Origin of the sequence: Butyrivibrio sp. WCD3002 (assembly GCF_000424265.1) — a bacterium.
In the GTDB taxonomy this organism is placed as follows: Bacteria; Bacillota; Clostridia; order Lachnospirales; family Lachnospiraceae; genus Butyrivibrio.
Genome location: NZ_AUJO01000008.1, coordinates 14,109 through 40,741 on the forward strand (window position 1 = coordinate 14,109; position 26,633 = coordinate 40,741).

General features: G+C 40.9%; 20 protein-coding genes. 5 read left to right on the forward strand and 15 right to left on the reverse strand.

Going from position 1 to position 26,633, the window contains the following annotated elements; translation table 11 throughout:
* Positions 1-167: 167 nt before the first annotated feature.
* On the forward strand, positions 168-2,060 hold the full coding sequence (locus tag G608_RS0110340) for a hypothetical protein (RefSeq protein WP_026495950.1): 1,893 nt from the start codon (positions 168-170) through the stop codon (positions 2,058-2,060).
* Between the two features lie 38 nt (positions 2,061-2,098).
* Here the strand turns inward: G608_RS0110340 and G608_RS0110345 are convergent, their stop codons facing one another.
* The 4 genes from G608_RS0110345 to G608_RS0110360 form a co-directional block, all read right to left on the reverse strand.
* Positions 2,099-3,280 carry a glycosyltransferase 87 family protein gene (locus G608_RS0110345; protein ID WP_026495951.1) on the reverse strand — a complete coding sequence of 394 codons (1,182 nt, stop codon included), beginning with the start codon at positions 3,278-3,280 and terminating at the stop codon, positions 2,099-2,101.
* A gap of 18 nt (positions 3,281-3,298) precedes the next feature.
* The gene (locus G608_RS0110350) at positions 3,299-4,864 is read right to left on the reverse strand and encodes a DUF6056 family protein (protein ID WP_026495952.1); all 1,566 of its coding nucleotides are present in this window, start codon (positions 4,862-4,864) and stop codon (positions 3,299-3,301) included.
* 8 nt (positions 4,865-4,872) lie between these two features.
* Positions 4,873-5,979 carry a DegT/DnrJ/EryC1/StrS family aminotransferase gene (locus G608_RS0110355; protein WP_026495953.1) on the reverse strand — a complete coding sequence of 369 codons (1,107 nt, stop codon included), beginning with the start codon at positions 5,977-5,979 and terminating at the stop codon, positions 4,873-4,875.
* 75 nt (positions 5,980-6,054) lie between these two features.
* The gene (locus G608_RS0110360; RefSeq protein ID WP_026495954.1) at positions 6,055-7,110 is read right to left on the reverse strand and encodes an NAD-dependent epimerase/dehydratase family protein; all 1,056 of its coding nucleotides are present in this window, start codon (positions 7,108-7,110) and stop codon (positions 6,055-6,057) included.
* Positions 7,111-7,250: 140 nt separating this feature from the next.
* On the opposite strand from G608_RS0110360, the gene G608_RS0110365 reads away from it, so the two are divergent.
* Together G608_RS0110365 and G608_RS0110370 are read left to right on the forward strand one after the other, a co-directional pair.
* Positions 7,251-8,786 carry a lipopolysaccharide biosynthesis protein gene (locus G608_RS0110365; RefSeq protein WP_026495955.1) on the forward strand — a complete coding sequence of 512 codons (1,536 nt, stop codon included), beginning with the start codon at positions 7,251-7,253 and terminating at the stop codon, positions 8,784-8,786.
* A gap of 72 nt (positions 8,787-8,858) precedes the next feature.
* The gene (locus G608_RS0110370) at positions 8,859-10,064 is read left to right on the forward strand and encodes a glycoside hydrolase family 88 protein (protein ID WP_026495956.1); all 1,206 of its coding nucleotides are present in this window, start codon (positions 8,859-8,861) and stop codon (positions 10,062-10,064) included.
* An 8-nt stretch (positions 10,065-10,072) separates the two neighbouring features.
* On the opposite strand, the gene G608_RS0110375 is transcribed toward G608_RS0110370, so the two are convergent.
* The 5 genes from G608_RS0110375 to G608_RS0110395 form a co-directional block, all read right to left on the reverse strand.
* Positions 10,073-10,939 carry a YitT family protein gene (locus tag G608_RS0110375; RefSeq protein ID WP_026495957.1) on the reverse strand — a complete coding sequence of 289 codons (867 nt, stop codon included), beginning with the start codon at positions 10,937-10,939 and terminating at the stop codon, positions 10,073-10,075.
* Positions 10,940-11,084: 145 nt separating this feature from the next.
* On the reverse strand, positions 11,085-12,407 hold the full coding sequence (locus G608_RS0110380; protein ID WP_026495958.1) for a leucine-rich repeat domain-containing protein: 1,323 nt from the start codon (positions 12,405-12,407) through the stop codon (positions 11,085-11,087).
* Between the two features lie 625 nt (positions 12,408-13,032).
* Complete coding sequence (locus G608_RS0110385; RefSeq protein WP_026495959.1) at positions 13,033-13,923, reverse strand: LysR family transcriptional regulator; 891 nt, start codon at positions 13,921-13,923, stop codon at positions 13,033-13,035.
* Between the two features lie 444 nt (positions 13,924-14,367).
* Positions 14,368-16,329: a GBS Bsp-like repeat-containing protein gene (locus G608_RS0110390; protein WP_026495960.1), complete on the reverse strand. Its 1,962-nt coding sequence runs from the start codon at positions 16,327-16,329 to the stop codon at positions 14,368-14,370.
* A gap of 397 nt (positions 16,330-16,726) precedes the next feature.
* Positions 16,727-17,020: a zinc-ribbon domain-containing protein gene (locus tag G608_RS0110395; RefSeq protein ID WP_196810178.1), complete on the reverse strand. Its 294-nt coding sequence runs from the start codon at positions 17,018-17,020 to the stop codon at positions 16,727-16,729.
* 68 nt (positions 17,021-17,088) lie between these two features.
* On the opposite strand from G608_RS0110395, the gene G608_RS0110400 reads away from it, so the two are divergent.
* On the forward strand, positions 17,089-17,730 hold the full coding sequence (locus G608_RS0110400) for a trimeric intracellular cation channel family protein (protein ID WP_026495962.1): 642 nt from the start codon (positions 17,089-17,091) through the stop codon (positions 17,728-17,730).
* Positions 17,731-17,908: 178 nt separating this feature from the next.
* On the opposite strand, the gene G608_RS0110405 is transcribed toward G608_RS0110400, so the two are convergent.
* Genes G608_RS0110405 through G608_RS0110430 form a run of 6 tightly spaced genes read right to left on the reverse strand, consistent with a single transcriptional unit; the run spans position 17,909 to position 25,452 of the window.
* The gene (locus G608_RS0110405) at positions 17,909-19,810 is read right to left on the reverse strand and encodes a cellulase family glycosylhydrolase (RefSeq protein WP_026495963.1); all 1,902 of its coding nucleotides are present in this window, start codon (positions 19,808-19,810) and stop codon (positions 17,909-17,911) included.
* On the reverse strand, positions 19,800-20,990 hold the full coding sequence (locus tag G608_RS0110410) for a glycoside hydrolase family 130 protein (protein ID WP_026495964.1): 1,191 nt from the start codon (positions 20,988-20,990) through the stop codon (positions 19,800-19,802). The genes G608_RS0110405 and G608_RS0110410 overlap by 11 nt, the downstream gene beginning before the upstream one ends.
* The gene (locus G608_RS0110415; RefSeq protein ID WP_026495965.1) at positions 20,991-22,190 is read right to left on the reverse strand and encodes an AGE family epimerase/isomerase; all 1,200 of its coding nucleotides are present in this window, start codon (positions 22,188-22,190) and stop codon (positions 20,991-20,993) included.
* 6 nt (positions 22,191-22,196) lie between these two features.
* Positions 22,197-23,030, reverse strand: coding sequence for a carbohydrate ABC transporter permease (locus G608_RS0110420; protein ID WP_026495966.1), 834 nt, complete (start codon positions 23,028-23,030; stop codon positions 22,197-22,199).
* A complete protein-coding gene (locus tag G608_RS20840) occupies positions 23,027-23,926 on the reverse strand; it encodes a carbohydrate ABC transporter permease (RefSeq protein WP_081677388.1) in 900 nt (299 codons plus the stop codon). Before G608_RS20840 ends, G608_RS0110420 begins: the two co-directional genes overlap by 4 nt.
* A gap of 35 nt (positions 23,927-23,961) precedes the next feature.
* Positions 23,962-25,452 carry an ABC transporter substrate-binding protein gene (locus tag G608_RS0110430; RefSeq protein ID WP_026495967.1) on the reverse strand — a complete coding sequence of 497 codons (1,491 nt, stop codon included), beginning with the start codon at positions 25,450-25,452 and terminating at the stop codon, positions 23,962-23,964.
* A 269-nt stretch (positions 25,453-25,721) separates the two neighbouring features.
* On the opposite strand from G608_RS0110430, the gene G608_RS22460 reads away from it, so the two are divergent.
* Positions 25,722-26,630 carry an AraC family transcriptional regulator gene (locus G608_RS22460; protein WP_026495968.1) on the forward strand — a complete coding sequence of 303 codons (909 nt, stop codon included), beginning with the start codon at positions 25,722-25,724 and terminating at the stop codon, positions 26,628-26,630.
* The last annotated feature ends 3 nt before the right edge of the window (positions 26,631-26,633 follow it).

Here is a 26,633-nt window from a genome sequence, read left to right on the forward strand (position 1 = left end):
ATAAAATCCTCCATAAATCGTCAAACAGAGTTTATTATAGCACATGCGTATCAAATTTTTCCACTATAATGAAATTTGTTTTTAGTTTGACGTCAGGCCAGCTGTTTCCTATAATTAATGAATATCAAGAAGATAATCATTAGAAAAATCAAGCTTCGGAGCACACTATGAGTACGATAAACCTGTTATTTACTACATTATATCTGGCTGCTGCAGGTGGATGTGTTGTTCTATGGTATAAGCGTGACAAAAGCAGCAGCTCTCAGATCAATATCTCAAATGTTTCATTTAATAAACTGTATACTATTCTGCTTCCTATCGCCGTGGTGATTTTAGGAGGTCTCCTTAGACTGTATAAGCTGGGCGATATTCCTATGGGCCTTCATCAGGACGAAGCTTCAATCGGATATGAGGCCTACATTCTGTCTACATTCGGAATCGACAGAAATGGCTACAGATTCCCTGTTTATCCTATAACCTATGGTTCAGGCGGCGGAAGCCCTCTTATGATCTATCTTAATGTAATCACCACCTTCCTCTTTGGATCCGGGGTGACAACACTTCGTGCTTTGCCTGCAGTATTGGGAATCCTTACACTGCCTCTTTTCTTCCTGACAATACAGAAGCTTTCATCAAGCAGTATTAAAACCTCTGAAAATGTAAACTCTCTTCAGAACATTAACGGAGAATATATCTGGATTCCGCTGGTATCACTTTGCATCATTACCTTTAGTCCTTATCATTTGATGCTCTCAAGATGGAGTCTTGACAGTAACACGACCCCATTCTGGATCATCCTTTCACTTTTCCTTTTTACGCAGGGTATGTCTCTCCAGAAGGATTTCTCCTCCTTTGAGAATGTGGGAACCCTTTTCCAGGCAAGAGATAAAAAGAAAAGAGAATTGCTGCACTCATCAGACGTAAAGGCCACATTATTGTTCGCCTTATCAGCTGTCTGCTATGCACTATCACTATACAGCTACGGCGCAACCACGATAATTATTCCGATACATCTTCTGATAATTTCAATATTCTGTGTGAAAACAGGACGCATGACACCATTTCAGATGATTCTCGGAATCATACTGTTTATTCTCTTTTTGTTACCGCTGATCCTGTTCTATGCAGTGAGCTTTTTCGGACTTCCGCAGATCATTACACCTGCATTTACCATAAATGCTCTTACATCCAAAAGATCAGTATTTGCATCCGGCTCAGGATTTATGCTTGCAATTGTAAAGAGCATTATTACAATGGTTAAGAATCTGACTGTTGGTAACTCATCGGAACAGATACTCAACTACATACCGGGCTTTGCGCCTTTATTCTCATTTACTTTTCCTATAACAATTGCCGGAATGGTCGCAAGCTTTATTAGAGCAAAACGCGGCGAATGCCTGGATGTTTTCATGATCAGCCTGTTTATTCCTTCATTTGTCTTTGGACTCTTTGTGGAGGAGGATATAAACAGAATGGTGGTACTTTTTATTCCCGTCATGTATTTTCTTGCAAGAGGATATATTTTTGTGACCTCAGAATTCATCATGATAGAAAAAGCTACGGCCAATAAGACTCTTCGTACTCTGATGATTGCCTGTAAGAGTGCAGCACCTGCCATTTTCTTCGTTGCCGCCGCACTTTTCGTCAGTACATATTTTGAAGATTACAACCGTATGACCACAGATGCATTCATGCCGGGCTATGGTGAAGCCTGCAACTATGCAAATGACGCTGCAGCTGATGATAAGCTTATCTACTCAACTTACTCACACCTCTCAGCGCCATATATGATTGCACTGTATTACACAAAGACATCACCTTATGAATTTATGGAAACTGTTCATTACAGGGATGATAGCTCAGAATTCAGAATTGCAGATTCCTTTGGAAAATTTGTTTTTGGTCTTCCGGAGGATTTTAAGGATAAATCCGGTTTCTATTTAGACGATGGAAATGTATTTATCCTGCATAGAGACGACCTGTCAGAAAACGAGATAACCGCGGATGGTTCTAAATACAAATTCTCGTATTTCGGAAATTTTGTCGTGGTAACAAATTAGTAATAAGCTATAAGGATTTATTTAAGGCAGCCCGGATTTCAGGCTGCCTTTTCTTTTGAAGATATTTTAAATACATAGAATACAAAGCATACATAGGCCACGATCTCTGCAATTGATATTGGTATCATGGAAATATCATACTGCCCGAAAAGAACTATCACATATACCAAAAGCGAGCAGATATTCATCACAAGAACTATTGGCCAAAGCTCACGCTTTACAAAGGCACACACCGTTGTCATCAAAAGAACAATCGCATAATCATACCTCTCATGCATTCCCGGAAGGAACATGGTGCAGGTCCAGGCCATCAGAAGTCCGAACACGATGGCATTTTCTTTTTTCTGTAAAAAATCTTTCTTACGATAGGCATAGATCACAAGCCCCAGAAGAATTCCCGCCGTAAGTGCTATTGCCGGAAGCTTCAAATACTTATCAAGGTTATCCAGTCCGAAATTATAGATATTAGGATAGTAGGAAACCATTCCGTAGCCTTCTGTTGTGGTTTCCTGGGTCTGGGACATATAGGCAAAATAAGTATCTCTTAGGCCCTTTTTGCAAAGCACCGAAGGCAGTCCCATTATCAGATACATAACGGGAATCCAGCCAAATTCAAGAATGCTAAAGCCTTTTTTTATCAGATAGATCATAAAAAAGAAGGGCACAAATAAAATCGCCTGAAGCTTAAAGCCAAAAGATATGGCAAAGAAGATAAAAGCAGCTCTGTATTGATCCTTTAGGAGGTAATATACAGCGATTACGATAAATACAACGTAAATGGCATCACACTGCTTCCAAAGTGCTCCGTTAAATACAACAAAAGGAAGTAAAAGTGAAAGAGCTGCTGCATAATTGGCTTTTCTCTCAGCGTCCTGCGCTAAAACGCCTTTTTCTCCCAATAAAAAGAGAACAATTTTCCTGATATAAAGAGCACTGACTATCTCAGCTATAAAAGAAAAGACCGCCAGCGGAATATACGGCTCCACGGGAAAAAGTGAGCATATGGCGTACATAATGTTATAGGGCACATAGTAATCCCCTATATTTTTTCCAAGACCTGTAATAATGCCGTATTCTCTGTAGGCATTGACCCAGGGAAGATAATAGGAATTATAATCCGGAGAAAGAGTAACCTCCGGAATCATGAGAAGTCTCGCCACTACGGCAATAAGAATCATGATACCAGGAATCACCCTGTCTGAAGCTTTATTCTTAGTCAAAAGGAAGAAACCTCCAAATCAATTTGTCTTATCAAGAGCTACACTGTCCTTGTGATAATACTCAGCAACCGCATTGTTTAGCCAGTCTGAAGTATCATCTGTAATATCTGAAAAATAAAGAAGCTCAGGTCTCACTGAGTAGGGCTTAAGTCTGACATCCTTTATGGAGTCATCCTTTAAAACCTTAAGCCTTTCTGAAAATTCAGCCTTATAAGTGCCTGCTTTGCCTGTTGCCATATCAAAAACAGCAGATGTACCGGTGTAAATGTGAGGATCTGCCTTAATCGCAAGACATGAACCAATTACAAAAATAATCGCAACAAAAATGTACACTCCGGAAAAATCCTTAAAGGATGATACTTTCACATGCGCTCTGAACCATCCGCAAAGATAGCCTTGAAGAAGAATAAGCAGCAGCATGCTTTGCATGTAGTAAATTCCTATTATTCTTCCGGCAATAATATTACCTGTAGCATAAAGCGGCGGTGTAATATTTGCAGATGCAAGAAGAATGGCAAAAGCACCCAAAAGTACAGGATGCTCAAATTTGTAAAACTTTCTGATTCTTCCGGCAGCCTTCCACATAAATGGCACAAGAAGAGCCATCAGAAAAATTACAGGGAATGTAATCCATTCGCCAAACATCCTCTCAAGAGTGTAATAGATGGAAATCATAACCGTCTTTACGGGGCCATAATACGCCTCTGCGGATCTCTTGGCATTGCCGGGTGCAACCACAGCCACTATAAAGCCAACAATCATAAATACAGCAGGCATAACAAGCTTTCTTACTGAAGACAGCTTTAAGCAGATGGCTGTCAGCTTATAACGGCTCATATTTAGCTTTCTTTCTGCATCTGCTCCGTCAAATACACTGTAATAAGCAGCTATAAATAAAATACAGGCGGATACTATTGCTGTACTAAGCCCCGTCATGTAATTTGCACCACCAAGCAAAAAGCCGAGAAGTGATAAAAGAAGCTTTTTATACAGCTTTGTTTCCTGATCGGTTGCCAGCTTTATCAAAAGCCCCATCCACAAAAGTGACAGAGAAAACATAAACATATAGTTTATTGCTCCGCTGTACCAGAAAAAGCTCTCACATCTTGCCTCTGCGGGAAGTGTATGTAAAAGAATTACATAAATAATACTTGTTATGCATCCTGATATATCGCTGCCAAGACGAAGGGTTTTAGTAAGAAGTTGCCTCATGAAAAACCAGAGGCCAAAGGAAAACATCAAAAGAACACACCAGGTACCAAGAAAATAGAGACCCTCATGAAAAACACTGGGTGCCAGAGCAGTAAGTGCATCCGAGAAAAAATAACCGGTCCAGTTCATATAATACCAGTATCCCATATATACAGCCTTAAAAATCGCCGCAAAAACGCTGCCCGACTCCATAAATGCCTCATGAACCTCATAAGCCATACTAAAATCGTCAGCAGCAGGAACATTGTAAAGAGCCATCAAAAAGATCGGAATAACAGCTATTACGTTTCCGATAAACAGCGCTATCCTAAGCTTTCTGACGCCCTCCTTCATTTTGAACTTATCATTTTCGATAGAAATTATTTCCCCCATTAAGTCCTTTACTCCGCTCTGAAAGAATTCAAACGATCAATTACATAATCCATCTCTTCATCCGTCATTCCGCCATAGATGGGAAGTGAAAGCACCTCATCAGCATAGCTCTCTGTTATAGGGAAATCTCCCTTCTTAAAGCCCAAGTATTCATAGGCCTGTGAAAGATGAGGCGGTATAGGATAATGAATAATTGTCGTTATGTTATTATCAGCCAAATAAGCCATAAGCTCATCTCTGTACTTAGGTACTCTTATCACATACTGATGCCATACGCTGGTGGCACCATCTGCAACTTCAGGCTTAATGAAAAGAGGATTGGTAATACCTTCCGCGTAGCGCTTAGCTATCTGGGCACGCTCCTCTGTGATCTCTTCAATATATTTAAGTCTCACTCTTAAAAGACCTGCCTGCATCTCATCAAGTCTTGAGTTGGCTCCCACAACCATGTTGTGGTATCTCTTCTCACTTCCATAGTTGCGGTATATCTTCATGAGTCTTGCAAGCTCAGGATCATCTGTCGTGATAGCTCCTGCATCGCCAAAGGCTCCCATATTCTTGGAAGGATAGAAAGAAAAACATCCGATATCGCCAAAGCTTCCGGTCATCTTCCCATCAAAGCATGCTCCATGGGACTGTGCGCAATCTTCAACAAGCTTAAGATTGTACTTTTTGCAAAGCTCTGTAACCTTGTCCATGCGGGCTGCCTGACCATAAAGATGGACAACCAGAATTGCCTTTGTCTTATCAGTTATCTTCTCTTCTATTTTGTCCACATCAATCTGATAATGCTCATCAGGTTCAACAAAAACAGGTGTGGCATCGTTTATGGTTATACCCATAACACTCGCTATATATGTATTGCCCTGAACGATTACCTCATCACCCTTGCCAATTCCAAGGACTCTGAATGCAAGCCAGAGCGCATCCAGTCCGCTGGCAAGTCCTACACTGTACTTTGTTCCCACATAAGAAGCGAACTCTTCCTCAAAGCTCTCAACCTCTTTTCCCAGGATATACCATCCTGAACGGAGAACCTCCAGTGCCTTTTGCTCATATTCTTCCTGATGTCGCATGAAGCCTCTGTCCATGCGACTCTGCATTATTTTTTCCATTGGTAACACCTTTTATCTTTTTCTAATGAACTATGGTAGTTCAATATTATCTCATTTTGGGATGGCTACGCCTTCTTATGCGTCTCTTCTCTTAACGTATCCAGCGTACCAGTCCACGAAGTTGTGAATACCTTCCTTAAGAGGTGTGTCAGGCTTAAAGTCGAAGTCGTTCATAAGATCCTCAACATCTGCGAAGGTAGCCTCTACGTCACCTGCCTGCATGGGAAGAAGTTCTCTGTGTGCCTCAAAATCAAAATCCTTGGGAAGAAGATCATGAGCAACCAGCTCCTTCTGAAGAAGATCAACGAAATCCATAAGATTCTCAGGGCTGTGGTTACCGATATTATAAACCTTGTAGCGATTACCCTTCTCATCTTCATCAGGCTTATGCTGCATTACATTAACAACACCTGTTACTATATCATCAACATAGGTAAAGTCTCTCTTGCAGTTACCATAGTTAAAGATCTGAATCTTATCTCCTCTGAGAAGCTTGTCGGCAAAGAGGAAAAGTGCCATATCAGGTCTTCCCATAGGTCCGTAAACCGTGAAGAATCTAAGGCCTGTTGTAGCCATTCCATAGAGGTTACTGTAGGAATAAGCAAAAAGCTCATTAGACTTCTTGGTTGCCGCATAGAGTGAAAGCGGATGGTCAACCTGATCCTTTGTACTGAAAGGAAGCTTGGTGTTTCCACCGTATACAGATGAGCTTGATGCATAAACCAAATGCTCTACCTTGGGCTCAGAATGTCTGCAGGCCTCAAGAATATTGAAAAATCCGATAACATTAGCCTCGATATAAGCATCGGGGTGCTCGATTGAGTATCTTACACCTGCCTGAGCAGCCAGATTTACTACAACTGCGGGCTTATACTTTGCAAATACCTCATCAACTGCAGCCTTATCAGCAATATCACCCTTAACAAAAGTGAAATCCGGATATTTTGAGAGCTTCTCAAGACGCTCCTCCTTTAGGCGAACGTCATAATAATCATTTACATTGTCGTAGCCAATAACCTTTATATCCTTAAACTCCTCAAGAAGCCTTGTGGACAAGTATGAGCCGATAAAGCCTGCAGCACCTGTAACAAGTACTGTCTTACCTTCTAAAGAAACGTTTCTCTCTTTCATAATATTAATACTCCTTTGTAGATATGGTATAATCCGTTGTATTATGGTGTATGAGATTGCTTTTTCATAATACAAGTAGTAATCACACTAACGCAATTCTTCAAACATTATAGTTAAAACTCTTGCGGAGGTCAATTTTCATGGGCAGAGTGAAGCTCGCCACAAAAAATATAGCATTCGGATACATCGGGCAGCTCGCAACAGCCCTGATGTCCTTCATATTGAGATCAATTTTCATATATAAGCTCTCCAGGGATCTTCTGGGCGTTAACGCTCTATACAGCAATATACTGTCACTTTTGTCAATGGCAGAGCTTGGAATTGGTACGGCGCTGAATTTTTCTCTCTACGGACCTGTTGCCAGAAAAGAAACCGAAAAAATCAAGTCCTACATGCAGATGTATCGGAAGGCCTACCACACAATAGCCATTGTTGTGGCTGTTATAGGTCTTATCCTTACCCCATTTTTGAAATACCTGGTAAAGAACCCCGGTAACATCACACCTAAGGATCTGACCTTTTATTATCTGATCTTCCTGTTTAACACTGTAAGCACATATTTTGTTTCTTATAAATACAGCCTGGTAAATGCAGAGCAAAAGAATTACATTCAGACCAACATAAACACTCTGACCAAGATAATCACTGTATTTTTCCAGATAATTGTGCTTCTGGTAATTCCTGACTTTTATTTATATCTGTTGACGGACGCTGCAATCCAGCTTATACAGAAGCTCTTTGTCAGCAGATACCTCGATAAGCTTTATCCTTACCTTAGAGATAAGGACATTACACCACTGACCAAAGAAGAGCACGACGAAGTCTGGTCCAAGACAAAGGCTCTTGTCCTTCATAAGGTCGGAGATGTGGCAAGACTTCAGACTGATACTCTTATAATTTCCGCCTTCATCGAGGTTGGAATAGCAGGTGTTGTTGATAACTATACGCTTGTTACCGGTACCATTGCGAACTTTGTAAACATCATATTCAACTCGGTTATATCCAGCTTTGGCAACCTTATCGCTACTGAATCCAAAGAAAAGCAATATAAACTGTTTAAAGTATATCGCTTTTTCGCATCGTGGGTATACGGATTTTCGGCTGCCGGGTTTTTCATCCTTCTGCAGCCCCTGATCTATCTGTGGATTGTTAAGCGTCACGGCGCAGCCTGGATGCTTCCCACAATCGCAGTTTACCTGTTCATCACTGACTACTATTTTAAGGGTGACAGAATTGTATTATCCAATTACAAGACCGCTGCCGGAGTATTCGAACAGGATAAGTATCTGGCTCTAATTCAGGGCTTTGTAAATCTTGTCATATCAATTGTTCTCGTTCAAAAGATTGGTCTGGCAGGTATCTATGTGGGAACCGTTGTTTCAGGACTTATTGCAAATGTTACCAAGCCTGTCATCATCTATAAAGTATGTTTTGATAAGAGCTCATCCTCATACTTTTTAGACAGCGCCAAATATATACTTACAGAGGCTGCCATCATTGTGGCCTGCTTCTTCATAAGTAAAGCTGTCCTCGTTAATATCACCATCCTTACCTTTGTGATAATGGGCATAATAGTTACCGTTATTTTTAATGGTGTGTTCTGGATCATGTTCCATAATACAGACGAATATAATTATCTGCTTGGAATAATCAAAAGTAAGTTATCAAAAAAGTGATTCCTGTTAGACGTTATTATTTCTTGAAACGTTTGTTATTTATACAATATCTATTAATTTAATGGAGATCTTATGACGATCAAAGAACTTGAATCATTTATATCTGTAGCAAGAGAGGATCTTGCAAATATTCATAAGAGGAGCCTCAAGGATTCCATGAAGGACGTTGCCAAAAAAGCTCTTGGTCGCCCTTCTGCCACAAAGGACATGATATTCTGGCCGGCAGGAGTTCTGCTGTTTGGACTTACGGAAGCCATAACTCCGGTTATTTCTGAATCTCTCAGGGAGGATATAACAGCTGACATCAATTCATTTATTAAAAAATGGCAGGATGAAGGTTCTGAAAAGGTCTCCTTTGTGGATGACTCTGTTTTTGGTGCTGCTCTTCTTGGAATGTATAAAATAACAGATGATGAGAAGCTTAAGCAAAGCGCTTCAAAGATTTATGATTTTCTGAATAATAGTCCCAAGAACAGGACAGGAAGTATCATCTATAATCCCAAGGCGGGAAATGACTATATCTTCGCAGATGGCGCAGGGCAAAGTGCCATGTTTCTCTCACGCTACGGCGCTGAAATTGATGATAAAGCCTTTGAGCTTGCAGCCACGCAGCTGATAAACTACTACGACCATGGAATGGACTTCAGGTCAGGTCTTCCCTATCACGCCTTTACTATGTCAACAGCTAAAAAGCTGGGTCTCCTTGGCTGGGGAAGAGCTATGGGATGGCTCATTATGGGGTATGCGGAATTTTTGACCTGCATATATAAAACATCAGATATTCATAATGATGCAGCAGGTCAGGTCATTCTTCCGGCAGGAATAGATTCAAAAACACTCGATATTATAAAAGAACAGTTCATTAATCTCGTTAGGACCACGCTCAGCTACCAGCGCCTTGATGGCGGTTTTTCCTGGCAGCTTCAGGCTATAGAAGGAGAACCCGATACCTCAGCTACTGCTATGATTGGATATGCACTTGCAAGAACTCTTAAAAGTGGCATTTTTAATGGAGCAGCTACTAACAACAGCCAAAATCCTAGTCGAGACGTCAATAAAGAGGGTGGTTTTGATGGAAACAGTACTTTATCCTGTGAATCTGTCAAACAATCCCTTCTTCGTATGCAGGATTTCATCCTTCTTCACTCAGAAAAAGGCTCTGTCCAAAAGTCCCTTTCAGGCTGTGAGGACATAGGTGTTCACAGGCAAGTCTATGGTCATTACCCCTGGGGACAGGGAGCCGCTCTTGCCATGCTGACTCATACAATACAGTTGTAATTTTTGCATTATTCCTCGAAAATCCTTTCAGGCATGGACTTTGATCTGTACTGCATATCACTGACCTTATATACAGTTATGAATGCCTGAGGGTCTATTTTATTTATAAAAGTCATAAGTTTCTGAAATTCACTTTTATCTACAATAGTTATAATCTCATTGTGCTCCTGCATGCGGTAAGCACCAATAACCTTGTAAATGCTTGCACCGCTGTGCAGCTCATTAAGTATGTAGTTTCGTATCTCTTTTTCAAAAGGAGAAACGATACAGACTCTTCTTTTAAGTTTCTGGTCAAATATGAAATGATCAAGGATCATGCCATTAAAATATGTTCCAAGAATACTAAGTATAAGTGTCTTTGTGTCATAAACAAGGATTGAGGATACAGCAACGCACAGTCCTGCTGCAGACATCGCCTTTCCCAGGTCAATTTTCAGATATTTGTTAAGAATTTTTGCCACAATATCCAGACCACCTGAAGATGCATTCCTGTTAAACAAGATCGCGATGCCTATACTTACGGTAAATATGTAGCAAAGAACGTCAAGTGTCGCATCTCCTGTAAAAGAAACAAAATCCGGAAAACACCTTTCAAATATTCCAATAACCACCGGCAGCAAAATTGATGTATATACTGTCTTATAACCAAACTCCGCCCCGCAGGTGATAAAACCGATTATCAGCAGAAATACGTTCATTATCATGGTTATCGTTGAAACCTGTAAAGGTATAAAATTTGTCAATACAATTGCTAATCCGGATATACTACTGACCGATGCATGACTTGGCATTAGAAAAAAGAAAACAGCAACCCCAACAATCGTCGTAGCAATCGTCAAAATGGATATTTCTTTAATCAGTGCAAACTTTTTCATAACTATAAACCCTTTCCCACATATTCATTCCAATTCTGTCCACACATTAGAGTAATACCCCACACGCAAAAAAGCTACAGGCTACTCAAAATTAAGTAACCTGTAGCTCATTTTCTCTAGCGTTATCGCTTTTGTATTAAATTATTTAGCTAACCGACCATGTCTTAACATAACCAATCTTCTTGTTCTTGAATACCTTTATTGTAGGTGCTTTAGCCTTCCTTGCTTCAGATTTGGTCATCTTCATTTTAACCTTTGCCTTTTTATTTATCTTACCAAAGGCATTCTTACCAATCTTGCTGGCCTTGGTGAGCTTTGAAGACTTAACTTTGATATTCTTAAGACCGGACTGATAGTATGCTTTTTTGCCAATCTTCTTTACTTTCCTTCCAATTGTAAGCTTTGTCAACTTTTTACAGCCTTCGTTGGCAGACTCACCGATTTCCTCAACGTTATCAGGAACGTCGCACTTTGTAAGAGCTACGCAGCCCTTAAATGCTTTGGCGCCAATCTTCTTAACGTTCTTACCGATCTTTATTTCTTTAACATTCTTAAGATCTTCGCAGGCACTCTTACCGATTTGCTCAACGTTATCACCAATAATGATCTTGGCAATATCGTCCTTCTTCTCGAAATTCTTGAATGCACCATCGCCAATTGCTGTTACCTTGTACTCATTGCCGTCCTTAAGGATAACAGAAGCTTTAATTTCTTCTGTGCCTGATGCATTCTCAGCGGGCTTCTCGTATGTTACAGAACGCTTTCCTTTATCTGTTCCTGTTACCTTGTAGGTTGCGGAATCCTTGGAACTTCCGTCTTTTGGTGTAACTGTATCGCCAACCTTGATATCTGTGCCGGTGTTCTCGTTGGAGCCTCCAGAAGAGGCATTTCCATTAGCTGTAATGGTTCCATCTGCACCAACATCACCGCCTTCAACGGTAATCAAATTCAAGGGACTTGAAAATAGTTTATTCCAATCAGCACTTCCTGCCGTTATAGTTACTGGGGTTGTTCCTCCATTAGGATCAGCAATAACCTTGTTAATTTTTAATGTAGATCCTTCAGTCATTTTTATTACAATCGGAACATTTTTATTCGAATAAGCCGTAGGAATCGGTGAATCATTAAATAGATATAAAACGCCTGAGGTGGACAGTGCACAATTACCTTTTATTACAATTGTAACCTTATCAACAAAATCAAACCCAGTAAACTGAGCGTCTGTCAAGATAAACTCTTTATTTGAAGAATCGTAACTAGCATATTTTGTATAGTCAGCCGTTTTATCAACAAATTGACCACTTCCATAATGATCTCCACCTACATTTACTCCATTAGATGTAAATTCAGCATAAGCATCTTCTGCATATGCCTTCTGCGGCATAAATCCGATGCACATCGTCAATGTCAATGCAAAAGCCAGCATAAAAGATAAAATCCTATTACTACTCTTTTTGTTAACCCTCATAAAAATACCTCCATCATAGTATTTGTTCCATTAATTCATAATGAATCCACCACTTTCGGCAACACATCTACTACAATTGTCCAACCCTACAATACCTTTTTCAATAAGTGCCGGTGTTATTTTATTCTCTTTTAAGATTGTTTACCCGGTATTTATTTATGGAAAGTATGGCAGATTTTACCACACTGCTGTTTTCCTGCGTTATACATCTCATTTTCAGAAATGGCATAAACTATCTATTCCTAATTCTTTTCGAGCAGAGAAAATACTGATTTTGGACAAAATAAAGGCGCGAGCATAATTATGAAATAGAGACAAATCCTTCCTGCGCAGCGGAAAACACAATTATCGCCAAAATAGAGGCGCGGTATCGCTCTTGAACAGCTTTTGAAAGCTCGAAGCAGAGCTCTCGCGCAGAGAAAATAAAGATTTCATTGAAAATAGAGGTGCGGATTTTTTCTGAAATGCTATAAAGCCGGTTTTTGCGCAGAGAAAATCGAAAATCTCCCTAGAATAGAGGCGTAAAAGCCATTTGAACGACTTTAGCAAGACTCTCTGCATCATGTCTGCGCAGAGAAAATAACCATATCTCTCAAAATAGAGGCGTGGCAGATTTTACCACCTGCTATTTTCCTGAGTCATACATCTCATTGACCATATCCCAAAATTCCATAGCCACCTTTGAAAGGTCCCTCTCTGCACTTTTTACAAGAACATAGCCGGCTGTGACATCGGGTTTTATTATTCGTTTGATTACGACTCCGCCATTAACATATTTGGCAGCGGAAGCAGGGTAAATTGCAATTCCCACTCCCTTGGATGTAAGCTCATAGGCATTTAACATGTGGGCCATTCGGCAGATTATCTTTGGCTGGCACTTTAGCGGCGCAAACCAGTTTTCAATCTCTTTTCTCCTGGATCTTCGTGAGGGAATTATGAGTTCGTATGGCGCAAGCTTTTTTAACTCTATGCTGTCTCCCTTTTCTTTGGTCAGCGGATGGTCCTTCGGAATGATTGCAACCCAGGGTTCGCTGTAAATAAGGCGTCCATCCAGACCCTCTTCGTCATAGGGAAGTGTTATGACGCCCACCTCGTTTAGTCCTGAGTGTACCCTTTTTATAACGTCATCAGAATTCCCATTCCAAACTTCGTATTCCACCATAGGATATTTCTTCTTGAATTCGCTTATCCAATTGGCAAAAAGCTCAGGGGCATGTCCTTCGACAGTAGCAAGGTAAAGCCTCCCTGTAAGACCTTCATTCATTTTGCTGATATCTTCCACAGATTGATCAGCAAGTTGCTTGATGCGGCGAGCGTATTGGAGAAACCTTGTTCCCTCCTCAGTAAGCGCAAGACCTCTTGCCTTGCGTACAAACAGTTTTGAGTTTAATTCTTCCTCAAGATCTCTTATCTGACGGCTCAGTGGAGGCTGCGCTATGTTAAGTCTTTCTGCGGCCTTTGTAAAACTGCCCTCTTCCGCAACTGTAAGAAAATACCTTATGTGTCTAAGTTCCATATCCGTTCCGCCTTTCTGCACCTAAACTCGAACTTTCATCATCAGTAAAGATACATAGTTTCCATAGTTCAGTTATTTCCAGCTATACCTATCAGGTATAATACACCCTCTAATATATGTATTATACAACAGCTAGTCAGGCTGTTATCATTTAATTATCAAAAAGAAATAAGTAGCAGCTAAATAGATACATATAAGCAAAGCAAATCTTGAAAAGGAGGTCTTTGGATATGAAAAAACTGTTTAAGAAGCTTGAGGAAATCTTTGAAGAGATGTATGGAATAGAGGGTAAAGTAGATTAACAGAATTGAATCCCCTTAAAAAGCGGGGCTGTTGCATTAGATGATTAAGTCATCTAATGCGACAGCCCCATTCGAAAAAACAAAAGGGAAGTTTCTCACCGACTCAGTTTTAACTAATCAGTCAAAAACATCCCTTATTGATTTACTTTACTTTCTTCACCTTAGACCATTTGGATACATGGATGCCATCATCCTTCTTGCTGTATGCCCTCATTCGCACATAATATGTCTTGCCGGTCTTTAGTTTTGATATTTTCTTTGACTTAGCATTCTTGCTTACAGTAACAACCTTCACATTTTTTGTGAATTCCTTATCTGTTGCGTATTCGATCTGAATTTTAGAAACCTTCTTCAGATCCTTCCTGCTTATCTTCTTCCAAGTGACTGTTGCCTTAGAATTGCTACGTTTCGTCTTGTCTATTTTAATCTTTGGAAGATCGACTATCTCTTTTGAAGCATCCTCATCACCGGACCGTGTGTCTACCCTCTGAGATTGAGTGTTGCTTCTTTCTGCATTTTCTGTAGAATTATCTGCCTGCTTCGAAGGTGTATTATCATTTTCTGTGTTTCCGGAAGGATTATTATTCTGCCCTGAACCACTGCTGCCTCCAGACTCTCCCGGTTTAGAATCACCACCTTCTTGAGAATCGCCACCGGGATTAGGATTGTTAGGATCTATGACAGTTATCTTGCATACATCTTTTGCTGAGGGATTAGATACAGATGTTGCAGTTATATAAGCCACGCCGGGACCATTTATATATATATATCCCCATTGGTTTGTTGTTGCTACATTCGCGTTATCCGTTTCAAATGTTACCATGCGGAAGATTGCATCCGAAGGTGTAACGGAATATTTTAATGCGTATCGGGTCTTATCCCCAAGATTAACAGTAAGTTCATGCATATCAAGCTGTATGGAAGTAACATTAGCTATTGTTTTCGAACAAATTTCAGCTGTTGACATTAGTCCGTCTTTATCTGTTGCAATTACAGAAAAAACATGTTCTCCGGGTTTTTCTTTAAACTCATCACAATTAAGAATGCAATTATAATCCCAATAGCCAGGATATAAACTACTGCTAGAACCTGATCCATTATATGATTTGGAATTAATCAGAGTTCCTCCCACATACCAATTATCATAGAAATTAATACTGGAAAGCTCCCTATCCACTCGACAACTCAAATAAATAACCGTACCTAACATTACGCTACCTGATTTGTCTTTAATCACAGGTGGATTCTTATCCGGAATAGTCACTGATGTAGGACTGTAATTATAACTTCCGTCATTCGCCCAGGCATATATGTGGATATAATATAGCCCCTTTTCATTTTTGTGGTCTGATATATTCATATGCATAGACCACCTGCCATTTGAACCTTTATCAATGTTATGCCATATAAGCTCATCCTGTCCGTTGTATTCAGTCCATACTGCGAACTGAACATTTCTAAGATATGCCTGATTAGTGACATCGCACGAAATATCACAGCCGGTTGTGGTTACATTCTCGATTTTAATATCTGTTACGGCAGGCTTAGGAATATTGCCTGTAACGTCACGATTGATTGTAACATTTTTGGGAAGTGCCCATCCCAAAAATGGATATTTTGCACTAGCCCACCATGCGATAGTTTCGTTCTTTATAGTGCCATTTCCATGTATACTGGAGACATAATTATTTCCTACATAAATACCTGCATGTCCACAATAGTTCCCGCATGTGCTGCACACATATTTTTGAGAACTGGGGCCTTGAAAAAATACAATCGCGCCAATAGGAATATCATTTGTTGATTTATTCAGATAAAGATGCTGTGCCGCATTATATGCGCAACACCCCTCTCTTCCTACACCTAAATCAGCGCCTGACGCTCCCATATTCTTGAGCTGAGTTATTGTCCACTGAAGACATAAACCTGCATAATTACTCTCCGTAGTTCCATTTTTTCTGTTTAGATAGTCTTTGATAGTGGATTCATTTAAAGTAGTAGCTGCCTGGACCTTTGGCACCGCTGCCGGTTGATTGAAGATTGCAAGTACAGCAAAAAGAAGGATAAGACATTTGCTTATCCATGATTTGAAACTTTTCCTCATATAAGCCCCCTATGAATTGAAATTAGTATTCACACCAAAGTCATTCTAGCACCGTAGATTCCTGATTACAATCAAGCAATATTCATAAGTTTGCAATATATATTTTGGGAAAATTTAAGAAAAGAAAAGTCGATGATATAGTTTATAATTTCGATATACAAACTGTTTATTAGATATTTTTCTATTTACCGAAGGACAGGCACGCGGAGATCTTGAATTTTTTCGGGTATTATCTCCGCATAAACGCTCTAACTTCTATAGTTTTCAAGCTGCATGAAGACATTAATACAGAGATTCCAACTATTTTCAGACACTTCCTCCGTAAAGACCCTCTAATACCTCTAATCCCTATGATTTTCAGACTGCCTGAAAACCTTTTGTAGGGGCTTGAAAAATCTCACTTCAAAAAATTCAGCAATGCTCCGCTTGAGATCAACTGTCCCAAGGCCTCTGCCAGCACAGCTCTCTGCCTGTTTCCCTCTGCAAGCTGAATATTGATTTTCTTTAGTTCATTTAGTATCTGAGTATTGTCAGGCACAGAGCTCTGACTCTTCGCTCTGTACTGCTCGCCCTTGATAGCATAACCGCAGTTAGGGCAAAATCTCTCATGGCCGTCTAAATCAATTCCACAACTTGGGCAATACATATAATCACCTGCCTTTCCATCAAAATAACAGTCATCGCAGTTCAAAATTATTAAAAAAGGAGTATCATAGAATTCGCTGATTTAAGTATTTATGGAAGGTATTGGGGCGAATCATGTCAGTACTTCTTTTAGGAATTTTTGATTTTATAGGCACTGTTGCCTTTGCTATATCCGGCGCAATTACAGGGATCCATAAGAGAATGGATATATTCGGAGTCAACATTCTTGCTATCCTGACTGCCTGTGGAGGCGGTCTAATGCGAGATATTGTTATGGGTAATTTTCCGCCACAGATATTTGTTAATCCATTCTATGTCATAGTGGCGGCGATCGTTGCCAACATAGTATTCTGTATAATGTTTTTCCACAAAGGTGTACCGGATAAATTCGCAGGTCTGTATGACAGAGGACTTTTCATTTGTGATACCTTAGGGCTTGCCGCTTTTATGGTAGACGGAGTTATGATCGGAGCTAATTTTGGCTATGCCGATGATCTGTTCCTTCTTGTGTTTCTCGGATTTATCACAGGTGTCGGCGGCGGTGTGTTAAGAGACGTTCTCTCAAATCAAATGCCTGCAATTTTTGTGAAGCATGTATATGCTCTTCCTGTAATTATAGGTGGCATCCTGATGGTACTCATACATGAAACCATGAATTCCTGGAACGCTGCCATGTTATGCAGCTTCGCCCTTGTAATTCTGCTCAGAGTTCTTGCAAGACACTTTCTTTGGAACCTGCCAAAGGTTAACTTATGATATGCGTTTCATCACTCCCCGAATCTCAGGAAGGTGGCTCGCAAGTCATTCATAAAATCACTCCAACAATTCTGTGTCAAAAAAGTCTCAACATTAATTTTTAAATTCTGGGGCTGTCGCACTAAGCAAATTAGTGCGCGGCCCCGTCTTGTATATGATAATGCCATCTTCCGTTTTCTTAATTTAAATATGATAATCCGTCATTTTTATAAGTAATCTCTATTGCATCCAGCTTACAGCTGCTTTTCCCCTGAAGATAAACTCTGATAAAGTAGTAATTGCCTTCTCTGTTAATATCAAAAGCTTTGTAAATCTTTGATCCGGGGGCATGAGTCACTACAACTTCCTTGAAGGCTTTACCATCTGCGGACACCATAACTCCTGGCTCGCTCCCATCCTTAGTTTCGCTCACAGCAGTAATTTCCACCTTATCCACAGGTATTTTTGCAGAATATTCGATATATCCCTCTTCTGAGCTATTATTGACGATTGAGCTCCCTGACTGCACAATATTTTCAGAGTGGTTAGCGCTATAGGTACGCCTTATCTCCGTGGGGTTAGGATCATTACTCGAAACAGCGATAAGATCAAGATCGTCTTTAACCACATGATTTATATTTTCCACAGTAACAATGTTTGACCAAAGGCCAACACCCGACTCATTGCAAGCTCTTAGCCTGTAGGAATAGGTATGGCCATCAACAGCTGTTTCATCATGGAATCCTGCGATACAGTCATGGGCCTTATCTTCCCAGTTGCGGCCTGAATCATAGACGTAATCTTCCTTTCCTGCAATCGTCACAAAGGCTTCGCTATCCTTATCTGTTACTTTCCCTTCAGCCCTCTGTATTTCGTACCATGCTCCGCCCACGACGCCTCGCCATTTTATATCGCCCACAGAATTCCGGGTAAAAGAATTGTCGTGACCTACTCCTCTTTCAGAGTATAGGAGCGGCGTTTCATCTGTTTCAGGCGCAGGTATCGGCATAGCTGCTGCCTCCCGGTAATTTGCGGCCTTCCCATTTGCAATCTGAGCATAGGCATATATGGAACGGATTATCTCTGTTTCTCCATAGTAACTGCCTGCTTCAAATCCTGGCCAGTGGTAGGATGCCCAGTAACCATCCTCGTTATGAAAATAGAATCCAAAGCCATCCTTATGTGCCCTAAGACTCCACATCATGATTCCATTTGTGTCATTTTCAGCGCCCTTTTGGAAAACATCAATGCAGGGCTTTGCTGTAACCTTAGCTCCAAATTCGCCAAGAATAAAGGGCTTTCCTGCTTCGTGGGCAACCCTTGTGTCGTCTTCGCACCTTTTTGCGTAGTCACCTTCATAATAGTGCGCACCAAGGATATCTGCCTTGTTATCAGCACTAAGGGACTTTGGTGCCATGGACATTCTGCCGTCGAGTACAAGGTGATTGCTGTCAATACTTTTTATATGTTCCACAACTTCATTAGTCCATTTGAAAAGCTCATCATCTCTTTCTGCCTGACTTCTGTCGCCGATCTCATTACCTGTTTCCCAGCACAGAACTGCAGGGTCATCCTTATATTTTACCCCGGTAACAGTGTTTGTTCTGTTCAGCAGACGAGTGATCATCTGCTTGAACATATCCATACATTTTTCACTGCTGTAGAACTTCCATGCCCAATCCTGAAAACCTGTCGGCGTGGGCTTTTGGCCATCGGACTCACCTGCGAGCCACACATAGCTGTCCATGCCGCCAATCCAAAACCAGTGATCTACAAATGGCACAATAACCCTTATTCCATACTGATCTGCCTTAGCCAGCACATCATCAAGTGCTTTAAGCGCATCATCATTAAAGGTAAGCTTTCCATTTTCATCAATTCCCGTAACATAAGCAGTGTCGGCGTTTTCGCCATTATATACAGGGATGGTATATGTTCTTGTAACGTTTCCTCCCATGGCCCTAAAGGTCTTCATGGCGTTGGCATGTTCCCAGGGCGTATCGCTTGTTGCCTGGGGATAATTCAAAGAAACAAATATCAGTTCTTTATGTCCATCCATCAGCTTTGTGCCTGACACTGTAATAAAATTCTTAAATCCCACGATATCCTCCGTACTTTTTGATAAGCTCAAGATTTCTGCTTATCATCTCATCTCGCTGCCATGCGCACAGAACTGACCTTCCCGGATCCTGCGGTGTCTCAAAGCAGAAATCAAGCAGTTTATCAATTGTGGTCGTAGCAACATGCATCCTTGTGTCAGAAGAAGCATAGTAAATAAAGACCTCATTATTTTCATTTACGATTGCTCCGTTTGTGAAAACAACATTGGAAACGTCTCCTACTCTCTCTTCTCCTCTCGGTCCTATCAAAAGTCCCGACGGCTCGGCAATAACCTTGGATGGATCCTTTAAATCCGTAACAAAGGTATAGAGCACATACCTGAGTCCTGCTGCTGTATTTCTGACACCATGGGCGATATGGATCCAACCCTTTGATGTCTTTATTGGAACTGCACCTGCTCCGTTTTTAGCTTCTGTGATGGTGTGGTACTTGCGAAGGCTTGTCATCTTTTCCTCATCGATAACCGCCTGTGTTATATCGCTGCAAAGACCAAAGCCTATTCCTCCACCGCTTCCTGTCTCTATAAAATCATCCATAGGTCTTGTGTAAAAAGCGTATCTGCCGTCCACAAATTCAGGATGAAGTACTACATTTCTTTGCTGGGGACTTTTAAGAGTCACAAGATTTGGAAGTCTGTCCCAGTGCTTAAGGTCCTTTGTCCTTACAATCCCCGCTGATGCCACGGCTGCAGACAGATCGCTGACAGAAGTATCTTTACTTTCCGAGCAGAAAACGCCATATATGTATCCGTCCTCATGCTGCGTAAGCCTCATGTCATAGACATTGGTTTCCTCCTTGCAGGTATCCTCCAGAAGGACAGGATGATCCCAGAATCTGAAATTATCTATACCATTGTCACTCTCAGCTACGCCAAAGAAGGATTTCCGATCATTTCCCTCAATCCTGGCAACCAGGTAATATTTTCCATTCAGATAAATTGCACCGGAATTCATGACAGCATTAACGCCAAGCCTCTCCATGAAAAATGGATTGGTATCCTTATTAAGGTCATATCTCCAGGTAAGAGGAATATGTTCTCTTGTAAGAACAGGATATTTATACCTGTCATAGATGCCGTTATAAAACGGAGCTTTTTCATTCTTTCTCTTTAGAAATTCGTTTTGTTTCTCAAGCTCCTCATAGTATTTTTCGTGAATCATTTACAGCTCCTTTTTTAGTCTATCTATAATCTCAAAGCACATTCTTCCATTGTGGTATGGACATTTCCAGGGTTCTACAATAGGTCTCCTCGAAGGGTGCCCATCTTCATCAACCTGCCAGAACCACTCCGAGCCCTCTCTTTTATCGATCATGTTTTCTTTGGTATACTCCCAGATTGATATGGCCGCAGATAAAAACCGGGACTCCCTTGTCTTAATATATGCATTTACAAAGCCAACCATCGCTTCCGCCTGTACCCACCAGATCCTGGTATTATCATTTACGCCGCTCTCACACTCATTGATAAAAGAGCCATCAATCAAAGCATGCTCCATGGTATTTCGCGCCATATCAATCGTCATCTCTCTTATCCGGGCTTCTACAGTCTTATCAAGAACGCCTTCGCCAAGAGTATTTATCGCAAGATCGATTAGCCAGGATGCCTCTATGTCATGTCCATAACTGTAAAGGTCAATAAGGCTGTTATATTCAAGATCGAAGAAAACTTCCTGCCGCTTTTTATCCCTGTTATAAATTTTTCCTTCCACAGTGGCCAAAAGCTCCAAAAGCCTGTCTCCAACCTGCTTTTTTATGCCGATATCAGAGACTACTTCAAACAAAAGTGTATAGGCTTCCAGGACATGCAGTGCTGTATTCATGGTTCTGTCTGCAAGGACGCCATTTTCAGAAAGCTTGTCATTTGGCCAAAGCCCAAAATCCTCATCAAAGGCTTCAAGGTACCCTTCAGCGTCACGGCACTTTTCTTCTATCAGATCAAAAAGCGAAAGTGCTTCATCGAGCACTGCCTTTCTCCCGCAAGCCTTGTAATACTCTGAAAGTGCATAGATCGCAAAGGCCTGGTTGTAGGTGTGCTTTGTGCTGTCCAAAACCTGTCCGTCATAGGTTACGGACCAGTATATGCCGCCTTTTTTATCCAGCATGTAGTTTTTCATAAACTCGTATGCATGATCCGCATATTCAAGAAGTGCCTTGTCACCTAGCTCTACATAGGCTCTTGCAAAAAACCAAAGTATGCGGCTATTTAATATGGCACCCTTAGGCGCCTTTTTGTCTAAATTAAGCTCATAGTCCAAAAGCCCGTAAAAGCCGCCGTTTTCATCATCCCGAAGGCTTTTCCAGAAAGGAATTATGTGCTCATTAAGTTCTTTTTCTATTTCATGTAACATCAAAATATCCATCAATATTCATCCTTTTACCGCACCCTGCGTAATTCCGCTGTAAATCTGTTTCTGACTAAAGATAAAAACCAGAAATGCCGGCAGTATCGAAATCAGAACTCCCGCACAAATCAGGTTGTACTGACTGCCCATAGGTCCCACAAAGGTATAAAGGGACGTGGACATGGTTCTTATCTCTTTGTCCATAAGATACAGGTTTGCGCAGTAATACTCGTTGTAGACAGAAACTCCTTTCAAGATGCAGGCAGTTACAATAGCCGGTTTAAGAAGCGGAAGGATTATCTTCCAGTAGACTGTCCAGTATGAAGCTCCGTCTATGATTGCCGACTCATCCACAGAAGTCGAGATATTCTCCATAAACTGAATAAAAATATAAATAGAGATAACATCCGTTCCGCACATCATAATGATGTAGCCGTAGAGGTGATTAACAAGTCCAAGCACTGACATGATCTTGTAGACCGTAACCTGCATGGCGATTGAAGGAAGAAGAGATGCGAATAAAAACATATTTCTTATCAGCCTGTTTCCAAAAAAATCGAAACGATTCAGGATATATGCAAGCTGCGTTCCCACAATTACCGATACCACAAGAACAAAGCCCATTACGATAAGGGAATTCATAAAGGCTCTTCCCATATTTGCAGTCTGAAAAGCCTTTATGAAGTTATCAAAGTTAAGCCAGTCAGTAGGCGGAGTCATTACGCTTGTGGTCTGGTACTCTTCCGTTGTCTTAAACGCAGTGAAAATGCATGACACCACGGGGACCACCGCCGCAAGTGCAAAGAACAGCAAAATGATGTATTTGATTATATTTATAAAAATCTTACTTACTTTCATGTATCCGCCTCTCGAAAAGCATATTTAAAGAACAGCTTCTGCAAAATCGTACAGATGAATATGATTATCAAAAGAACCACTGCCATCGCACTGGCAAGGCCCACCTTCTGAGTCACATGAGCTATTTCATTCATGATTACAAAATAGGTTCCGGTGCCGTTTGCTCCGCTTGTTATTACGTATGGCGGCTCAAAGGCACTAAGAGATCCTGTTATGGACAAAATAACGTTCAATGTGACTATTGTTTTTATACTTGGAAGAATTATGTGAAAAAACTGCTGAAACCTGTTCGCGCCATCCAGGGCTGCTGCCTCATAGAGCTCCGCATCAACAGACATAATTGCTCCTATAAACAAAACCATATTCTGACCAAAATATCTCCACACAGAAGTGGCAACCAGGGACCAGTTGTTTACAGCCTGATCCTTTAGCCAATAGGGAAGAACCTCCTGACTCACACCAAAAAGTCCAAGTATTGAATCAAGGACAAATCCTCTGGTATAGAAGAATTTAAAGATAAATCCGATGGCAATTCCGCTTATGAGGTAAGGGAAAAACATCATTCCCTTCAGGATATTTCCTCCTTTTACCCCAAAGCTTAAGATTGTTGCCAGAAACAGTGCCAGAGCCAGCTGGAAAAGAGCGCCAATGCAGTAATAAATACTAAGCTTAAGGGCCTTAAAGCAATCATCTCTTGTGAACACATCAATATAGTTTTTGAGGCCCACAAACACTCTTTTATCCGGCGGTGTAAGATATTTCATTTTGTAAAAGCTGAACTGTACCATCTGCGCAAATGGCAGATAGGTAAAGATCAAAAGAAGAAGTAATGGGACAGTGACAAAGCTGAAAATTATGACAGCCTGTTGTCCCTTTCTACTTTTAAGCCACTTCATTGTCCCATCCTCCAAGGTTCATAGTTTGCCTGAAATTACTGCGTAGCTACGCCGCATGCTTCCTGAGCAGCTGTCCACTTTTCATTCCACTCATTCATGATGTCATCAAATTCCATATCTCCCATTGATGCATGCTCAATGATGAGCTGGATTCTTCTGTCACCGCCTGCTCTGTAATTAAGCTCAGACTCTGCGTTAAGCTCGTTTAAGAGATCCTCTTCGCCTGTGGCAGCAGGTGACTCCTGAAGGAAAGTAACGTTGTCAAAGGAAAGCTTTGTCTCTGTGCTGCCTGCTTTGATGGGAAGACCGTCTTCGTTGTAAACAAAGCCTGAGAGCTCTGTCATCCACTTAACGAAGATAAGCGCAGCCTGCTTTTCATCATCCGATGCATTTACATTTATTCCATAGCAGTAGTCAGGACCTGCAAGTGCATACTGCTTGCCATCAACAGTTACAGGGAAAGGCATATAACCGATATCCTCTGCATTCTCGCCGGCAGCTTCCATCTGAGGATAAGCCCATGATCCGAGAACCATGCATCCGATCTCACCTCTGTTGATCATTCCCTTACAGCCTTCCCAGTCTGTTGTTGAATAATCATCCTCTGTAAGTCCCTTTGCAACTGCATCATAGAGAATCTTATAAACTGCATAAGGATGAGTCTGATCGCCATAATCTCTGAAGGGATCCTTTTCATGAAGAAGTGTTCTGTTTGTAAAATCCGCATCACCTGTAGCGCTGATTCCTGTGTAGTCATCCCAGCTTCCCATTGTCCAGCCTGCAGCATAATTTGTATAAAGAGGGATGATGTCATTGTTGTAATCCTTGATCTTCTGAAGTGCACCTATGAACTCTTCAGGGGTCTTGGGAAGCTCAGTTACGCCTGCCTCCTCAAATACTCTCTTGTTGTAAACAATACCCTGAGCGGTAGCTGTTGAAGGAACCCCATATACTTCGCCCTGATATTCCCAGTGATCTGCGTAGTTGATCTGGGTGCTCATCTCATCAAGGCTTCCGTATGACTCAAAATATGATGAGAGATCTGCCTTATCGATTGAAGGAATAAGAAGCACTGTCTCATAATCACCTGACTGAAGGTGAGTTTTAGCATCCTCAGCGTAGTTGGTATCTGTGATTATGTTTACAGAAATATTCGGATAAAGCTGATTAAAGGCATCCAGGTACTGTTTCCAGTTAGTTCCGCCATAGTCCTCGGAATCGAGATCTGTTCTGTTGCTGAAAAAAGAAATCTCTGCAGTTAAGTCAGTAAAATCTTCACCCAGTGTAAGGTCAGCGTATGACTTAATTCCCTCTGTCTCAGATGTTCCTTCTTCTGTTTCAGTCTCCTGTGATTCCTGCGCGGTTTCTTCGGATGCTTCTGTCTCTGCTGCCGCATCTTCTGCCACCACAGTTTCCTCAGACTCAGAAGTTTTTGTTTCTGCTGCTGTAGCCCCGTTTCCACAAGCAACTGTTCCTGTTGCCATCGCCATCATAAGTGTGGCTGATAATAATCTTTGCAGTTTCATTTTTGTCCTCCTTTTTGGAACTTCGTTTTATTTGCTTTATGTAGAATACATTTTTAAGTAATTTTAATCATCCATTAAACTTGCGATTTATACCTCATTCTTGCTTTTATATTCAATTATCATAGTTTTATCGATTATTTAAGCGATATTTAGGCACTTTTAGCATATTATTGTGCTTATTTACCTAATTTAGTTAGCATTATTTAGCTAATTAACTCATTGATTTTAACTATTTATTTAATTAAAATAATCTCACCAAGGGAGTTTTTATGTTAGAAGCAGTACATAACAAAATAGAAGATTTAAACAGAATATTCCGCTTTCACAGACTTTTCGGAAGCGGCACAGAATTTGCGGATGTTTTGGATACCAAGCGCTTTGTGGCAAGTCCCATTGAACAACCGGACCCGCTTCTTATAAGTGCAAGATTTGGCGGTGCCATCACCTATGGCATACCCACTACCTTTGAATGTATCGATAATCCGTATTTTTTATTGCTCTATATTGAAAAGGGTGATGTGCTTATAAAGGCAAAAGAGAGCCTTAAGCTAAGAGAAAAGAATATGATCCTGATAGGTCCTGGCGAGAAGTTTCGCTTTGATACCAGCAGCACTCCGTGCTACTTTCATATGTTTTTATTATCAGGGGACAGCCTTGGATTATATATAAATAAATCCTTTGAAATTATAGAATTTACAGAAAAATATGTGGAATCTCAGCTGGCGTATCTGCAAAGACTGCTCCAACGCCCGGGGCTTGATATTGAATTCATGAGAGCAAAGCTTCTAACCGACATTCTGACAGATGCATATCTTGCAGGAAGTAAAGCTTCTGCTCCGTCAGCGCCCTCCGGAATACCCGGACATGTGCAGGAAATGAAAAATATTCTTGACCGTGAATACAACAGTTCCATTACTCTGGGCAGCTTGGAAAAGCGCCTCTTCGTAAGCAAATACAGACTTTGCAGAGAATTCAGCAGCTATTATGGAAGATCTCCTCTCCAATACCTGAACAGCCTGCGAATTCAAAAAGCAAAAGCACTACTTGAACAGACAGATATCAGCATTCATTCCATTGGCTATGATGTTGGCATATCAAATACCAGTCATTTCATAAAGCTGTTCAAAAGAGAAACCTCAAAGACTCCTGCCCAGTACAGAAAAAGTAAAAGCTCTTAGCTG

What these genes read in the sequence shown, in the direction of transcription:
- G608_RS0110340 (WP_026495950.1), top strand. Translation starts at nt 168, where the DNA reads ATGAGTACGATAAACCTGTTATTTACTACATTATATCTGGCTGCTGCA.
- G608_RS0110350 (WP_026495952.1), bottom strand. Translation starts at nt 4,864, where the DNA reads ATGGGGGAAATAATTTCTATCGAAAATGATAAGTTCAAAATGAAGGAG.
- G608_RS0110355 (WP_026495953.1), bottom strand. Translation starts at nt 5,979, where the DNA reads ATGGAAAAAATAATGCAGAGTCGCATGGACAGAGGCTTCATGCGACAT.
- G608_RS0110360 (WP_026495954.1), bottom strand. Translation starts at nt 7,110, where the DNA reads ATGAAAGAGAGAAACGTTTCTTTAGAAGGTAAGACAGTACTTGTTACA.
- G608_RS0110365 (WP_026495955.1), top strand. Translation starts at nt 7,251, where the DNA reads ATGGGCAGAGTGAAGCTCGCCACAAAAAATATAGCATTCGGATACATC.
- G608_RS0110370 (WP_026495956.1), top strand. Translation starts at nt 8,859, where the DNA reads ATGACGATCAAAGAACTTGAATCATTTATATCTGTAGCAAGAGAGGAT.
- G608_RS0110375 (WP_026495957.1), bottom strand. Translation starts at nt 10,939, where the DNA reads ATGAAAAAGTTTGCACTGATTAAAGAAATATCCATTTTGACGATTGCT.
- G608_RS0110380 (WP_026495958.1), bottom strand. Translation starts at nt 12,407, where the DNA reads ATGAGGGTTAACAAAAAGAGTAGTAATAGGATTTTATCTTTTATGCTG.
- G608_RS0110385 (WP_026495959.1), bottom strand. Translation starts at nt 13,923, where the DNA reads ATGGAACTTAGACACATAAGGTATTTTCTTACAGTTGCGGAAGAGGGC.
- G608_RS0110390 (WP_026495960.1), bottom strand. Translation starts at nt 16,329, where the DNA reads ATGAGGAAAAGTTTCAAATCATGGATAAGCAAATGTCTTATCCTTCTT.
- G608_RS0110400 (WP_026495962.1), top strand. Translation starts at nt 17,089, where the DNA reads ATGTCAGTACTTCTTTTAGGAATTTTTGATTTTATAGGCACTGTTGCC.
- G608_RS0110410 (WP_026495964.1), bottom strand. Translation starts at nt 20,990, where the DNA reads ATGATTCACGAAAAATACTATGAGGAGCTTGAGAAACAAAACGAATTT.
- G608_RS0110415 (WP_026495965.1), bottom strand. Translation starts at nt 22,190, where the DNA reads ATGGATATTTTGATGTTACATGAAATAGAAAAAGAACTTAATGAGCAC.
- G608_RS0110420 (WP_026495966.1), bottom strand. Translation starts at nt 23,030, where the DNA reads ATGAAAGTAAGTAAGATTTTTATAAATATAATCAAATACATCATTTTG.
- G608_RS20840 (WP_081677388.1), bottom strand. Translation starts at nt 23,926, where the DNA reads ATGAAGTGGCTTAAAAGTAGAAAGGGACAACAGGCTGTCATAATTTTC.
- G608_RS0110430 (WP_026495967.1), bottom strand. Translation starts at nt 25,452, where the DNA reads ATGAAACTGCAAAGATTATTATCAGCCACACTTATGATGGCGATGGCA.
- G608_RS22460 (WP_026495968.1), top strand. Translation starts at nt 25,722, where the DNA reads ATGTTAGAAGCAGTACATAACAAAATAGAAGATTTAAACAGAATATTC.